15 protein-coding genes and 1 tRNA gene are annotated in these 14099 nt (G+C 49.7%); 4 read left to right on the top strand and 12 right to left on the bottom strand.

What is annotated here, in order from left to right; translation table 11 throughout:
- Positions 1-9: 9 nt before the first annotated feature.
- The 12 genes from ASG24_RS02690 to ASG24_RS02745 all read right to left on the bottom strand — a co-directional run bounded on the left by ASG24_RS02690 (position 10) and on the right by ASG24_RS02745 (position 11208).
- Positions 10-324, bottom strand: a complete 315-nt coding sequence (locus tag ASG24_RS02690) for an integration host factor subunit alpha (protein ID WP_055826063.1) — start codon at positions 322-324, stop codon at positions 10-12.
- Between the two features lie 90 nt (positions 325-414).
- Positions 415-2763: a phenylalanine--tRNA ligase subunit beta gene (pheT, locus tag ASG24_RS02695; protein WP_055867551.1), complete on the bottom strand. Its 2349-nt coding sequence runs from the start codon at positions 2761-2763 to the stop codon at positions 415-417.
- A gap of 45 nt (positions 2764-2808) precedes the next feature.
- Positions 2809-3810, bottom strand: a complete 1002-nt coding sequence (pheS, locus tag ASG24_RS02700; protein WP_055867553.1) for a phenylalanine--tRNA ligase subunit alpha — start codon at positions 3808-3810, stop codon at positions 2809-2811.
- Positions 3811-3892: 82 nt separating this feature from the next.
- Positions 3893-4252, bottom strand: a complete 360-nt coding sequence (gene rplT, locus ASG24_RS02705; protein WP_055826068.1) for a 50S ribosomal protein L20 — start codon at positions 4250-4252, stop codon at positions 3893-3895.
- Between the two features lie 10 nt (positions 4253-4262).
- Positions 4263-4460 carry a 50S ribosomal protein L35 gene (rpmI, locus tag ASG24_RS02710; protein WP_019881750.1) on the bottom strand — a complete coding sequence of 66 codons (198 nt, stop codon included), beginning with the start codon at positions 4458-4460 and terminating at the stop codon, positions 4263-4265.
- A 101-nt stretch (positions 4461-4561) separates the two neighbouring features.
- Positions 4562-5140 (bottom strand): translation initiation factor IF-3, encoded by a 579-nt coding sequence (infC, locus tag ASG24_RS02715; protein WP_200936971.1) that lies wholly within the window; start codon positions 5138-5140, stop codon positions 4562-4564.
- Positions 5141-5187: 47 nt separating this feature from the next.
- On the bottom strand, positions 5188-7110 hold the full coding sequence (gene thrS / locus ASG24_RS02720) for a threonine--tRNA ligase (RefSeq protein WP_055826073.1): 1923 nt from the start codon (positions 7108-7110) through the stop codon (positions 5188-5190).
- A 210-nt stretch (positions 7111-7320) separates the two neighbouring features.
- Positions 7321-7397 (bottom strand) — tRNA-Val (locus ASG24_RS02725).
- Between the two features lie 251 nt (positions 7398-7648).
- Positions 7649-8833 carry a lytic murein transglycosylase gene (locus ASG24_RS02730; protein WP_055867561.1) on the bottom strand — a complete coding sequence of 395 codons (1185 nt, stop codon included), beginning with the start codon at positions 8831-8833 and terminating at the stop codon, positions 7649-7651.
- A 37-nt stretch (positions 8834-8870) separates the two neighbouring features.
- Positions 8871-9704, bottom strand: coding sequence for an NAD-dependent epimerase/dehydratase family protein (locus ASG24_RS02735; protein ID WP_055867564.1), 834 nt, complete (start codon positions 9702-9704; stop codon positions 8871-8873).
- Positions 9705-9715: 11 nt separating this feature from the next.
- The gene (locus tag ASG24_RS02740; protein WP_055868400.1) at positions 9716-10333 is read right to left on the bottom strand and encodes an NUDIX domain-containing protein; all 618 of its coding nucleotides are present in this window, start codon (positions 10331-10333) and stop codon (positions 9716-9718) included.
- Positions 10334-10362: 29 nt separating this feature from the next.
- Complete coding sequence (locus tag ASG24_RS02745; RefSeq protein ID WP_055867567.1) at positions 10363-11208, bottom strand: neutral zinc metallopeptidase; 846 nt, start codon at positions 11206-11208, stop codon at positions 10363-10365.
- A 92-nt stretch (positions 11209-11300) separates the two neighbouring features.
- Between ASG24_RS02745 and ASG24_RS02750 the strand changes: the two genes are divergently transcribed.
- The 4 genes from ASG24_RS02750 to ruvX are packed head-to-tail and all read left to right on the top strand — an operon-like array spanning position 11301 to position 14098.
- Positions 11301-11894: a riboflavin synthase gene (locus tag ASG24_RS02750; RefSeq protein WP_055867570.1), complete on the top strand. Its 594-nt coding sequence runs from the start codon at positions 11301-11303 to the stop codon at positions 11892-11894.
- Positions 11894-13003: a bifunctional 3,4-dihydroxy-2-butanone-4-phosphate synthase/GTP cyclohydrolase II gene (ribBA, locus tag ASG24_RS02755; protein WP_055826084.1), complete on the top strand. Its 1110-nt coding sequence runs from the start codon at positions 11894-11896 to the stop codon at positions 13001-13003. Before ASG24_RS02750 ends, ribBA begins: the two co-directional genes overlap by 1 nt.
- Positions 13000-13605, top strand: coding sequence for a YqgE/AlgH family protein (locus ASG24_RS02760; RefSeq protein ID WP_055867572.1), 606 nt, complete (start codon positions 13000-13002; stop codon positions 13603-13605). The genes ribBA and ASG24_RS02760 overlap by 4 nt, the downstream gene beginning before the upstream one ends.
- Positions 13598-14098, top strand: coding sequence for a Holliday junction resolvase RuvX (gene ruvX, locus ASG24_RS02765; protein WP_055867575.1), 501 nt, complete (start codon positions 13598-13600; stop codon positions 14096-14098). The genes ASG24_RS02760 and ruvX overlap by 8 nt, the downstream gene beginning before the upstream one ends.
- The last annotated feature ends 1 nt before the right edge of the window (position 14099 follow it).

Below are 14099 nucleotides of genomic sequence, written 5' to 3' on the forward strand. Positions count from 1 at the left end.
AATACTAAATTAAGCTTGTGCTTGCAAAGGTTGTTCTGCGTAGTGCTCTTCTACCCGCAATTTTAATTTTTGACTGGCATGGAAAGTCACCACGCGACGTGCCGAAATTGGTATTTCTTCGCCTGTTTTCGGGTTACGGCCAGGACGTTCTGATTTAGTGCGCAACTCAAAATTACCGAAACCGGAGAGTTTTACGCTGTCTCCATTTTCCAGTGCATTACGTACTTCTTCAAAAAACGCTTCGACCATATCTTTGGCTTCACGCTTATTTAGTCCGACTTGTTCAAACAACAAATCAGCCAAGTCAGCTTTTGTGAGTGTCATTAACGATCCCCTGAACCTTCTTATTATGTGAGATTACGCTAGTATTGAATTAACTGATATTCCTCGACTCACCGAGGAATATCCGAATAATTATCTTAGTACTGCAGAAAAATTCGATGACCAATTTTTTAGGATTTGTGACAAGATTGTGTCCACTTCCTCATCGACCATAGTCTTGGCAGTATCTTGCATAAGTACAAGAAATGCAAGGCTTTTTTTGTTTTCTGGCACGCCTTTACCCTGATAAACATCAAACAATTTAACCGTTAGCAACTGCGGAATTTGCTCTGCAATTATGGCTTCTATCATTGCTTGCGCAGAGATATTTTGGTCAACCACCATGGCTAAATCGCGACGCACCGGCAAGAATTTACTTACCTCTTGGTACACTGGAACTTGTTTGGTCTGGATGGCAGCCACATCTATCTCAAACAGGAAACAAGCCTGGGTAAGTTGATATTGCTGTTGCCATTGCGGATGCAATTTTCCCAGCCAGCCTACGGCTTTATCACCCATGTAAATACGTGCTGACTGACCAGGATGCAGTGCCGGATGTAATTCGTAAACGAAACGTACTGTGTTCGCGAATAATGCTTCAACATGTGCTTTGGCATCGTAAAAATCGAACTGGCGCGCTGCACTGCCCCATTGTTCTGGCAACACATTGCCATAACATAACCCTGATAACACAAGTGTCTCCGTATAGCCTTGAGGCTGGCGCAAATAGCGACTGCCAAGCTCAAACAACATCGCACGCGATTGCTGACGGTTGAGGTTATAACTCAAGGTATCGAGCAAGCCGCCCCACAAACCAGAGCGCATCACGCTCAGATTGCTGGCGATAGGATTTTTCAAGGCAATAGGTTGGTGGTTAGCATATAAATCACGTTCCCAGGCGGCATCGACAAAACTATAGGTGATGACTTCCTGATAGCCTTGTTGCACCATCACGTCACGCAAACGGTCGTGACTACGCTTAGCTTCAGGCGCTGCCAGCATGCCTTGAGACGCGACTGGCGTTAATGCCGGGATATGCTCGTAACCATGCAACCGGGCAACTTCTTCAATCAGGTCTTCTTCACGCGCAATATCAAAGCGGAAACTAGGCGCGCTCACCTTGAACACCCCATTCGATTCGCTGAATACAAAGCCTAACTGGGTGAGCAATTGGCCGACCTGCGCTGCGCTTATCTCAATGCCAAGCACCGAAATCAAACGCTCGTAACGGAAAGACACCTGTTTACGCTCTGGCAGTTGAGCAGTCGCAGAAGTGATAGGCCCAGCGCTGCCGCCACAAATTTCCAGCACCAGTGCTGTCGCGCGTTCTAGCGCTTGCGAAGTATTACCGAAATCCACGCCACGCTCAAAACGGTAGGATGAGTCTGTGCTCAAGCCCAGACGGCGAGCTTTGCCCGCCAAAGTATCCGGCGTAAAAAAGGCGCTTTCAAGGAATATGGAATGTGTCTTATCTGTCACTGAAGTAGGTTTGCCACCCATAATCCCTGCCAGTGCCACTGCACCATGACTATCTGCGATGACGAGGTCATCGGCTTTCAGGGTTACTTCAGTATCATTAAGTAGGGATAATTTTTCACCCGCTCGTGCAAAACGAACCTGGATATCGCCTTGCAGCAGATTCAGGTCAAACGCATGCAGTGGCTGACCCAGCTCAAGCAATACGTAATTGGTGATATCAACCAAGGCGCTGATACTCCGGATACCGCTACGCTCCAGCCTGCGAATCATCCAGTCCGGTGTTGGAGCCTGTGCATTCACACCTTCAACCACCCTGCCGTAATACGCTGGGCAGGCTTCGCTGGCGGTGACATTAACAGCCTTGCTTTGGTTACTGTTGACAACAGCAGCCTGGATGGCAGGCACTTGAATCGGCGCGCCTGTCATGGCTACGACATCTCGTGCGATGCCGATAATGCTGAGGCAGTCAGCACGGTTAGGCGTTAATTTCAGTGTGTAAGTATGATCATTGAGGTCTAGATATTCACGGATATCCTGCCCGACAGGCGCATCGGCAGGCAGTTCGAGCAGGCCGCTGGCTTCGGCAGCAATCCCCAGCTCCTTGGCTGAACACATCATGCCGAATGACTCCATACCGCGCACTTTAGCCTGTTTAATACTGATACCAGGTAATTCTGCACCGACTAATGCACAAGGTGCTTTCAGGCCGGCACGTGCATTAGATGCGCCGCACACAATTTGCAGCACTTCCCCACCGACATTGACTTTACAGACCTGCAAGCGGTCAGCATCCGGATGCTTGGCCGTTTCAAGGATTTCTGCCACCACTATGCGCTGAAAAGCAGGCGCAACCGCGGTTAACTCTTCGACTTCCAGGCCCGCCATCGTCAATGCATGACCAAGTTGCGCAGTATCCAGCGCTGGGTTGACCATGGAACGTAACCATTGTTCTGAAAACTGCATATTCTTATTTATACCTATCTGATGAGGTTTAAAAGTGACGAGCGTTTATTTAATAAACTGCTGCAAAAAGCGAAGGTCATTATTAAAGAAATGACGCAAATCATTTACCCCGTAGCGCAACATTGCCAGGCGCTCTACGCCCAGGCCAAACGCGAAGCCACGGTATTTTTCACTATCGATATTCACGTGCTTGAGTACTTCCGGGTGCACCATGCCGCAACCACCGATTTCCAGCCAGCCGCCATTCCAGCTCATATCCATTTCGGCAGATGGCTCGGTGAACGGGAAGAATGAGGGACGGAAACGCACCGTTAGGTCATCGCGCTCAAAGAATTTTTGCAGGAAATCCTGTACCACGCCTTTGAGGTTTGCAAAACTGATCTGCTCATCTACCCACAGACCTTCCACCTGGTGGAACATAGGTGAATGGGTGGCATCGGAATCGACACGATACACGCGACCAGGCGCAATAATCTTCAGCGGCGGCGTGTTGGTTTCCATGTAATGCACTTGTACTGGTGAGGTATGTGTACGCAACACGTGCTCCATACTGTCAGTGCCGTTATCTACGTAAAACGTATCGTGCATGGCACGCGCAGGATGATTATCAGGAATATTCAGAGCGGTGAAATTATAAAAATCAGTTTCTATTTCAGGGCCGTTGGCAACGCTGAAACCGATAGAATGAAACAGTTCTTCTACCCGGCGTAACGTCAGCGTAACGGGGTGCAAACCACCTGCAGACTGTGCTCTTGCCGGCAACGTTACATCAATGCTCTCACTCGCCAGCTGCTTGGCTTGTGCTGCAGCCAGAATGCTGTCGCGGCGTGCATTGAGTGCCTGCTCAACCGATTGTTTAACCACATTAATCGCGGCTCCAGCTGCCGGACGTTCTTCCGCAGAAAGTTTACCCAAGCCTTTCAGGGCTTCGGTCAATGCGCCAGACTTACCCAGATATTTGGCTTTGGCGTTTTCCAGGGCTGGCACATCATGACAGTTAGCAAAGTCTTGCTGCGCTTCTGCGATTAAGGGGGTGAGATCGGCCATAATTATGTTTTCTTGCGATTATTTTTGTTGCAGCAATTGAAATAAAAAAAGAGGCCGCAGCCTCTTTTTTCGGTAGGTCAGACTAGGCGCTTAAACCTGTTTTTGCCAATTCTACGAATTTAGCGAAAGCAGCTTTATCAAACACAGCCAGGTCAGCCAATACTTTACGGTCAACTTCAACCGCAGCTTTTTTCAAGCCATTCATGAAGCGGCTGTATGTCAAACCAGCTTCACGGGCTGCAGCGTTGATACGTGCAATCCATAATGTACGGAATTGACGTTTTTTCTGACGACGGTCACGGTATGCATATTGACCGGCTTTCATCACCGCCTGTTTGGCAACGCGGTAAACGTTCTTACGACGACCACGGTAACCTTTAGCTGCTTTTAAAACTTTCTTGTGTCTTGCGCGGGCTATGACGCCACGTTTTACTCTAGGCATGTCGGTCTCCTTATTGTGTAGGCATCATTGCGCGAACGCGTTTGACATCAGTTGCAGAAATAATGGAAGTACCGCGCAGCTTACGTTTTTGCTTGGTGGTTTTCTTGGTCAGGATGTGGCGCAAGTGAGAGTGCGTACGCTTCACTTTACCGTTACCCAAGAACTTGAAGCGCTTTTTGGCGCTGCTCTTTGTTTTCATCTTTGGCATTTTGGTCTCCTTAGAGGTTGAATAGAGAGTAACTAGGCAGCCAATTTAGCCGTATTACTCCAAAAAAATTTTTTTATTACTTTAGCTTGCTGGCGTGAAAATTATTCAACGCCTGGGGTTTCTTTATCAGCAGGTTTATCTGCTTTTTTGGCAACCGGAACGACTTTTTTAGCCGGTGCCAGTACCATAACCATTTGTCGGCCTTCCATTTTAGGATATTGCTCAACCAATGCATGTTCTGTTAAATCTGCTTCAAGGCGTTTTAACAACGCCAAACCAAATTCCTGGTGCGTAATCTCACGACCACGGAAGCGTAAAGTAATCTTCGCTTTATCACCATCACCCAAAAAGCGGATGATATTACGCAGCTTGATGTTGTAATCGCCATCATCGGTGCCGGGCCTGAACTTGACCTCTTTAATTTGCACCTGTTTTTGTTTTAGTTTTTGCTCATGCAGACGTTTGCTCTCGGCGTATTTGAATTTGCCATAATCCATCAAACGGCACACTGGTGGTGCTGCATTTGGTGCAATTTCAACAATATCAATATCAGCTTCTTCCGCTTTGGCAAAGGCCTCTCTCAGAGTCATCACACCTAACGGTTCGCCATCTACACCAACTAAACGCACTTGTGGCGCAGTAATATCGCCATTGATGCGTGTATCTTTATCTTGAGCTATAACAATCCCCTAAACAAATAAACAAAGCCGCACAGCACCTGAGAAAATCAGACCTTGCTTTGGATGTCTTGTTGCACACGCGCTACAAACGCGTCTACCGTCATCACACCCAGATCTTCACCTTTTCTGGTACGTACGGCCACTTGACCATTTTGCATTTCCTTGTCGCCTACCACAATCAGGTATGGCAACTTCTGCAAACTATGTTCGCGTATTTTATAGGTAATCTTCTCATTTCTCAAGTCAAAATCGCATCGAATGCCATTTTTCTTCAAACTTTCAACCACTTGGCGCACATAATCGGCTTGACCATCAGAAATATTCAATACCATGACCTGCACCGGCGCCAACCATGTGGGCATGGCACCAGCAAAGTTCTCAATCAAAATACCCAGGAAACGCTCCATGGAACCGACAATCGCGCGATGCAACATAATCGGGCGCTGACGGGAATTATCTTCTGCCACATACTCTGCACCCAGGCGTTCCGGCAGGTTCGGGTCAAGCTGGATTGTGCCGCATTGCCACATCCTTCCTAATGAATCTTTAAGTGTGAACTCGATTTTAGGGCCATAAAATGCACCTTCGCCGGGCTGATATTCAAACTCAAGCCCATTAGCTTTAATCGCATTTGCCAATGCGGTTTCAGCCATATCCCACGCTTCTTCAGTACCCACGCGTTTTTCAGGACGGGTAGACAGCTTGACAATCACGTCATCAAAACCAAAGTCTTTATAGACTTCGTATAGCATCTTGATAAAGTCGGCCACTTCGGCCTCGACCTGCGATTCCATACAGAAAATATGGGCATCATCCTGGGTAAAGCCACGCACGCGCATCAAACCATGCAAGGAACCGGAAGGTTCGTTACGGTGACAGGAGCCAAATTCAGCCAGACGCAAAGGCAGGTCACGGTAGCTATGCAGGCTACTGTTGAAAATCTGAATATGACCGGGACAGTTCATCGGTTTCACTGCGTAATCGCGGCTTTCCGACTGGGTGATAAACATATTGTCACGGTAATTTTGCCAGTGACCGGATTTTTCCCACAGGGTCTTATCCAATACTGTCGGCGTGCGCACTTCCTGGTAATCATATTCTTTGAATTTGGCGCGCATATATTGCTCGACTTCTTGCCAAATCACCCAGCCACGAGGATGCCAGAACACCATACCAGGCGCATCTTCCTGCATATGGTAGAAATCAAGCTGTTTGCCCAGCTTGCGATGGTCGCGTTTTTCAGCTTCTTCCAGCATATGCAGATAAGCTTCCAGCTCTTCTTTATTGCGCCAGGCTGTGCCATAGACACGCTGCAACATCTCGTTGTTACTATCGCCACGCCAGTAAGCGCCAGCCAGCTTCATCAATTTAAATGCTTTTAATTTGCCGGTGTTCGGCACGTGAGGACCGCGACACAAATCGGTAAAGTTACCTTCACCATACAAAGACACATCCTCATTACTGGGGATGCTGGCAATGATTTCTGCTTTGTAATGTTCGTTAATGCTTTTGAAATAAGCGACCGCTTCATCGCGCGGCAATACCGTGCGCTCGACTTTTTCGTCCTTTTTAGCCAGCTCAACCATTTTCTTTTCAATCGCTACCAAATCGTCCGGTGTGAACGGGCGCTTATAGCTAAAATCATAGTAAAAGCCGTTTTCAATCACAGGACCTATGGTTACCTGCGCATCAGGAAATAATTCTTTGACGGCATAAGCCAATAAGTGAGCGGTGGAATGACGGATCACCTCCAGGCCCTCTTCATTTTTGTCAGTGATAATTGCGAGATCCACGTCCTGCTCGATCAGGTAACTGGTATCTACCAGTTTAGCCTCTTGCCCTGGATGCGTGACTTTGCCTGCCAAAGCGGCTTTCGCCAGCCCAGCACCAATATTCATCGCAACATCAGCCACGGTCACCGAATTCTCAAAGCTTCTGGTGGACCCATCAGGCAAGCGTATTACAGGCATGTATTCTCTCTCGAAAGGTTAAAATCACTAATAAAACAAGCGCATGGCACTGCTTTGTGACCAAACGAACATTATCGCACAGCGCGTGAAAAGTCTGCAACGGAACTGCTCACCAAAGTTGAAGCAGTCAATCGTCATTAAGCTTGGTTGATCAGCGTCGAAAATGCGAAAAATAAAAAAGCCACCTCGCTTGAGGTGGCTTTTAATATCTGGTAGTCGCGAATGGACTCGAACCATCGACCCCCACCATGTCAAGGTGGTGCTCTAACCAGCTGAGCTACGCGACTATAAACTCACAGACATGCTGCGAATCAATAAGGTTGCGCATTCTATCCGAAAGCATGCGGCTAAGCAATGGCATGCATTTTAATTAATGGGCTATAAAACCCATTGCAATAAGCCAGCACTGGCTACAAATGATCAGTTAATGGCTTAATTCGCTGCCTGGGCAATGTTATTCCTTCATTGCCGGTTGATTTTGCGCTGACTTCACAACATCTTTTGCGTCAACATCAGTTCATAAACTATGGCTCTCTCTTTAAGGGGGTGGCGCTGTCAGCCGGTTAAATATCTCAACACCCGGGTAACCATCCTGTGGCAGCTTCTGGGTTGCCTGGTAGCGACGAATCGCGGCTTGCGTTTTGCCACCAGGAAAGCCATCCGGCGTGCCGCTATCAAACCCCTGCGCGTTCAGTGCCTCCTGTAATGCCCACATTTGCTGGTAACTAAGTGCCGGCGGTTCAGGGGGCATTGCCAGGGTGTATATATCCTGCCGTAACTGCTGGCTTAACAGACTCACACTGAGTGCATAATTCACCGAGCGATTCCATTGCATGATCACATCAAAATTCGGGAATATCATGTAGGCAGGTCCATCAAAGCCTTGTGGCAGGATAATCGCTGCTTGCGGCAGGCTCATCGCATTATCCGGCACGCCGATCACCCCCAGTTTTACCCATTCACTGACTGGTTTATACAGCTGCAACTGTGCCAGGCTGTAATCAAATCCTTGAGGCAATGCCACCATCATGCTGATGGGTTTTCCGGCCTGCCAACCGGCCTGGGAAAGATAATTGGCCGCTGAGCTGAATATATCCGGGTATGAATTCCATATATCAATTTTGCCGTCGGCATCGGCATCAACCCCATACTTGAGCAAAGTGCTTGGCATGAATTGCATATGCCCGGTGGCGCCCGCCCAAGAGCCTGTGACGACACTATCGTAGTGATGCTCACGCTCAACCACGCGCATCAGGTTAAGCAGTTCACGCTTGAAAAACTCTGCCCGGCGGCCTTCATAAGATAAAGTAGCCAGGGCGGATGCCAGGGGGATATCGCCCATATAGCCGCCAAAGTTGGTTTCCAGCCCCCAAAAAGCGACCAGCACCTCTTTGGGCACCTGATACAGCTCTTCCACCACATACAAAACACCTTGGTAATCTTGCAGCATTTGCTTGCCTTTGATGACTACACGCTGGTTGATGCGGCGATTCACATAGGCTGAGAAACTGGTCACAAACTCTGGCTGCTTGCGATCCAGATCAATTAGCTTTGGCAGATAGGTCACACTATTGAGCGTGAAATCAACCGCTTGTGGCGCAATGTGTAAAGCCAGCGCTTCCTGACGTAACGCCGAGACCCAGGATTGAAACGCTTCTTCATCTTCTGCATTCGCCATCACACTATTTAGCAGCAGCGCTGCAATACATAATACCTTCAACATAGCGTGTGATTTTCCCGGCATGAATGATAGAAGTTGGTCATAACCGTCTGGTTGCCAGTATGGCTTCGTAGCCTGCACGGTAATCGGCAAACTTCAATTTAAAGCCACTTTGTGGCAAAAACTGGTTAGTGATGCGCTTGCCGGTTTGGGGCTCTAAAGGAGGCGTGTCCGGCAATGGCAATTGCATTTTGCCAGCCATCCACTGCAACACTTCGTGCTGTAGCGCCGGTACACCATCTGTCACAATGCAATGTGCCGGCAAAACCATGCCGTTCGCCACCTGTTCATACAAGTGCACTACAGCCCTCGCTACATCCAGTTCATGAATACGGTTGGTCCAATGGGCCACTTTTGGCCAGCGCGCTTGATCCGGCACCGCACGCAATAAATACAAACGTTGCGGGCCGTAAATGCCTGACACGCGTAACGCCGAATGCGCGCATGGCAACTCATACAGCAATCGCTCAGCGTCTAGCATTACCTGTCCATCAGCATCTGCAGGCACAACGGCAGTACTATCATCCACAAATTCGCCTTGATGTTCGCCGTAAATGCCGGTACTGGAGATAAAAAAGACATGGCGTAGTGCAGACTTGGAGACATGCGCCAGCACATTTTTCAAGCCTTGCACATAGGTTTGCTGGTAAGACTGGCCTTCCACTGGGGCCAGGCAATACAGCAGAATTTCAGGCTGCAACTCGGCAATCGGCGCTAACGCGTCTCCTTTTACCACATCCAGATGCAATACTTGCGCACCTTGCGGCACAGCCTGCCTGGAACGCCTGACGATAATCAGCTCATGTCCGTGTGCAAGAGTTTCTTGCGCAATTAATGTGCCCAAGCCACCACAGCCTATTTGTAATACTCTCATCAACTACTTTCTTAAAGACTTAATCCTGACACCGGATGTTTGAGTAAGTATCGCTCTGCCAGCAACATGGCACCCATCGTTTTACTGTCAGTGATTTCGCCGCTTTCAATTGCTTGCATCACGCGCGCAAAAGGCCAGACAAAAACATCCATCGCTTCGTCAATGTCCCTGGCATGTGCTCCCAGCGTCAGGCCAGTCGCCAGGTAAATATGAATCACCTCATTCGAATAGCCAATACAAGGATGCTGAACACCCAGCTTCACCCATTCGTTACCGCTGTAGCCGGTTTCTTCCAGCAACTCACGCTGCCCGGTTCGCAATACTGGTTCGCCCGGGTCAATTTTACCGGCGGGCAATTCTATAAATACCTGCTTGAGCGGATAGCGGAACTGTCTTTCAAGCACCACGCCACCGTCTTGCGTCAACGCGACCACCACCACAGCACCCGGATGCATCACATACTCGCGTCCGCTAATGGTGCCATTAGGTAAGCGCGCTTCGTCGTAACGCACGGTCAACATCTTGCCTTGCGCCATGATCTCGCTGGAAACGGTAGTTTCAATTAAGTGCTGATCGACTGATTGATCACTTGCAGACACAGCCTGAGAAGAATTACTTTGTTCGGTCATACCTGACACTTCCATACCACTTACTATGTTTACACTGCATTTTTAAATGTATTGCAATCATTGACACTCCCTGATTGCAGGCCCGCTTTAAACCATTGCACACGCTGTTCGGCACTGCCATGAGTGAAGCTGTCGGGTACTGCATAGCCGCGCGCCTGCTTTTGCAGGGTGTCATCACCAATCGCAGTCGCTGCGCGCAAAGCTTCTTCAATATCGCCAGTTTCCAGGATACGGAATTTCTCATCCGCATGATGGGCCCATACGCCGGCATAGCAATCTGCCTGCAATTCCAGCCTTACCGAATAGGCATTAGCCTCAGCTTCAGAACCTGCCTGTTGCCTGGCCTGTTGTACTTTTTGCGAGGTACCCAATAAATTCTGTACGTGGTGGCCGACTTCATGTGCAATCACATACGCCTGGGCAAAGTCACCGGGCGCTTTGAAACGCTCTTGCAGTTCTTTATAAAAACTCAGGTCAATATAGACTTTCTGGTCTGCCGGGCAATAAAACGGCCCCATCGCCGCCTGACCTTGTCCACAAGCCGTTTGTGTCGCGCCACCGAATATTTCAAGGTTAGGTGCACTGTATTGCTGCCCGGCGTTGGAGAATAATGATTGCCAGACCTGTTCGGTACTCCACAACACGCGGGAGACAAACTTGACGTTAGGATCATTGCTATCGGCTGCTGGCACCGAAGTTTGCGTGGCAGGCTGGCCCTGTTGCGCCAGATTCAATACCAGGTTTGGGTCGACACCAAAATACATCGCTACCAGCGCAATAGCAATCGTGCCTATGCCTATGCTGCGGCCACCGATCATGCCGCTGCCGCGGCTATCTTCTACATGCTGGCTTTCTTCAAGATCATCTAAACGCATATGGTCACCAAGCCTGGTTGAAAATTGTTGGATTATGAAAAATGTTGCGTGAATGTGATTACTTTAGCATGCAGCACTGATAAAATCACACCATGTTCACTGGGATTATTCAAACCGTCGGCCACATTGCCGACGTAGTCACACACGGCGACGATTGCGCATTACGTATCGAAGCCTCCGATTTAGGCCTGCAAGATGTACAGCTGGGTGACAGCATTGCCGTGAATGGCGTGTGCCTCACTGTTACCAAACTGGAATCTACTTCCTTCGAAGTCATGGTGTCCAAAGTCACTTTAGATGTGACCAGTGGCCTCGGCCAACCTGGTGCTGTGAATCTTGAAAAAGCGTTGCGACTGGCAGACCGGCTGGGCGGCCACCTGGTGACCGGCCACGTTGATGGCGTCGGCACCATTAGCGTTTTGGAGCAGGTAGGCGAATGCTGGCTGCTGAAAGTACGCACGCCACATGCCCTGAGTAAATACATCGCCCAAAAAGGATCGTTGTGCGTCAATGGCATCAGCCTGACAGTCAATGCCATCACGCAGGATGAAGTCAGCATCAACCTGATCCCCCATACCATGCAGCATACAATTATGCAGTATGCAAAACCCGGAGACGCAGTGAACCTGGAAATTGATTTGATTGCGCGTTATGTAGAGCGCATGCAAGCCTGGGAGCAGGAATAATGTCGGCGCAGATTAGTACTATTGAAGCGATTATTGCCGACATCCGCGCCGGAAAAATGGTCATTCTGGTCGATGACGAGCACCGCGAAAACGAAGGTGACTTTGTGATTGCGGCTGAATTTGTGACCGCAGAGCATATCAACTTTATGGCTAAATACGGCCGCGGCCTGATTTGCCTGACATTGACAGAGCAACGTTGCCGCCAGTTGAATCTACCGCCGATGACCCGCAAAAACGGTACGCGCCTGGGTACAAATTTTACCGTCTCTATCGAAGCGGCTGAAGGTGTCACTACCGGCATTTCAGCGGCTGATCGCGCAACCACAATCCGCGCAGCCATCGCCAAGAATGCCAAGGCCAGTGACATTGTCAGCCCGGGGCACATTTTCCCGATTGGTGCCATGAATGGCGGCGTGCTGGTGCGTGCCGGGCATACTGAAGCGGGTTGCGATCTGGCACAACTGGCCGGCTGCGAACCTGCCAGCGTGATCTGCGAGATACTCAAAGATGACGGCGAAATGGCGCGCCTGCCAGACCTGATGCAGGTTGCAGCAGAGCATGACATCCGCATCGGCACTATCGCCGACCTGATTCATTACCGCGCTGCGCATGAAACCCTGATTGAGCGCAGTGCCGAGCGTAAAATTGAAACGGCTTTCGGCCCCATGCAACTGATAGCCTATCGCGACAATATTGCGCAGGAAACGCATCTGGTACTGGTGAAAGGTGATCCGTTAACCGCTACCGAAACCCTGGTACGGGTGCATGAACCTTTATCCATGATTGACCTGCTGGATAGCAGCCATCAATCGCATAGTTGGAATCTGTTACAAGCCATGCGTACCATCAGCAATGCGCCGTGTGGTGTAATTGTGTTAATCAACCATGATGAAGATGGCCTGGGACTGACAGACAGGATTTTACGCGCAGACCAGAAAATCACACTCAACCAGGAATTACGAAACTACGGCATCGGCTCACAAATCCTGCTCGACCTGGGCGTAAAAAAAATGCGCCTGATGGCAGCACCGCGCAAAATGCCAAGCATGGATGGTTTCGGCCTGGAAATTACAGGTTACCTCAGCGAAGAAGAGGCGTCACCCTTATGAGTGAACAATTACCTTTGTCCGATATCAGCGACAGATTAAACCTGACTGGCCAGATTCTCATCGCCATGCCAGCCATGCAAGACCCCTATTTCAGCAAAAGCGTGATCCTGATTTGCAGCCACGACCATGATGGCGCCATGGGTATGATCCTCAACCATCCGTTACAACTCAATGTAGGCGACCTGTTTGAGCAACTGGATATGCCGTGCGACGCCCCACACCAACAGGACCGCCTGGTACATTTTGGTGGGCCGGTGCAGGTCGAGCGCGGCTTTGTGCTGCACACACCTGCTACTGAATTCAACACCACGCTGGGCTTGTCTGAAGGGCTGGCGATGACTTCTTCCAAGGATATCCTGGAAGCGGCAGCACGCGATGAAGCCCCGCAGGATATGTTTATCGCTCTCGGTTATACCGGCTGGTCTTCAGGCCAACTGGAGGATGAGATCCAGGCCAATGCCTGGCTCACCCTGCCGCTGGATGACCGCGAGCATTTACATAAGCTCATCTTCAACCTGCCCAATGATGACAAAGTGTTGTGGGCCATGCAGCAGTTAGGCGTGGACTACGCCACACTGTCCGAGGTTGCAGGGCATGCCTGAGATCAAGCACAGCAAGCAACCCTTAACGCAAAGTCACCTGCCTATTACCGAACGCCTTTATCCAGATATTAGCGGCAGTGTGCTCGCGTTTGATTTCGGTGAAAAAAGGATTGGCGTCGCAGTGGGTGAAACCCTGCTCGGACTGGCGCATCCGCTGCTCACCATTGAAACGGAAGATAATGCCGGAAAATTTGACCGCATCGCGGCTATATTGCAGGAATGGCAACCGGTTCTACTCATCGTTGGACTACCCATGACCATGGACGGCGACGCCCATGCGATGACCGCCCTGGCACAGAAATTTGCGCAGCGCCTTGAGGGCCGCTTTAACTTACCCGTGATGATGATAGATGAGCGCCTGACTTCAGCCGAAGCGTCACAATCACTGCGCGAAGCAGGGGTCCGGGGCCGTGCGCAAAAACAACATTTGGACCAGGTTGCCGCACAAACTATATTACAATCTTACTTTGACGCCTATCACTCACGTTCATAGC

The organism is Methylophilus sp. Leaf414, assembly GCF_001425425.1.
Classification (GTDB): Bacteria; Pseudomonadota; Gammaproteobacteria; order Burkholderiales; family Methylophilaceae; genus Methylophilus.

What these genes read in the sequence shown, in the direction of transcription:
- ASG24_RS02690 (WP_055826063.1), bottom strand. Translation starts at nt 324, where the DNA reads ATGACACTCACAAAAGCTGACTTGGCTGATTTGTTGTTTGAACAAGTC.
- pheT (WP_055867551.1), bottom strand. Translation starts at nt 2,763, where the DNA reads ATGCAGTTTTCAGAACAATGGTTACGTTCCATGGTCAACCCAGCGCTG.
- ASG24_RS02735 (WP_055867564.1), bottom strand. Translation starts at nt 9,704, where the DNA reads ATGAGAGTATTACAAATAGGCTGTGGTGGCTTGGGCACATTAATTGCG.
- ASG24_RS02740 (WP_055868400.1), bottom strand. Translation starts at nt 10,333, where the DNA reads ATGACCGAACAAAGTAATTCTTCTCAGGCTGTGTCTGCAAGTGATCAA.
- ruvX (WP_055867575.1), top strand. Translation starts at nt 13,598, where the DNA reads ATGCCTGAGATCAAGCACAGCAAGCAACCCTTAACGCAAAGTCACCTG.
- ASG24_RS02750 (WP_055867570.1), top strand. Translation starts at nt 11,301, where the DNA reads ATGTTCACTGGGATTATTCAAACCGTCGGCCACATTGCCGACGTAGTC.
- pheS (WP_055867553.1), bottom strand. Translation starts at nt 3,810, where the DNA reads ATGGCCGATCTCACCCCCTTAATCGCAGAAGCGCAGCAAGACTTTGCT.
- rpmI (WP_019881750.1), bottom strand. Translation starts at nt 4,460, where the DNA reads ATGCCAAAGATGAAAACAAAGAGCAGCGCCAAAAAGCGCTTCAAGTTC.
- thrS (WP_055826073.1), bottom strand. Translation starts at nt 7,110, where the DNA reads ATGCCTGTAATACGCTTGCCTGATGGGTCCACCAGAAGCTTTGAGAAT.
- ASG24_RS02730 (WP_055867561.1), bottom strand. Translation starts at nt 8,833, where the DNA reads ATGTTGAAGGTATTATGTATTGCAGCGCTGCTGCTAAATAGTGTGATG.
- ribBA (WP_055826084.1), top strand. Translation starts at nt 11,894, where the DNA reads ATGTCGGCGCAGATTAGTACTATTGAAGCGATTATTGCCGACATCCGC.
- rplT (WP_055826068.1), bottom strand. Translation starts at nt 4,252, where the DNA reads ATGCCTAGAGTAAAACGTGGCGTCATAGCCCGCGCAAGACACAAGAAA.
- ASG24_RS02745 (WP_055867567.1), bottom strand. Translation starts at nt 11,208, where the DNA reads ATGCGTTTAGATGATCTTGAAGAAAGCCAGCATGTAGAAGATAGCCGC.
- ASG24_RS02760 (WP_055867572.1), top strand. Translation starts at nt 13,000, where the DNA reads ATGAGTGAACAATTACCTTTGTCCGATATCAGCGACAGATTAAACCTG.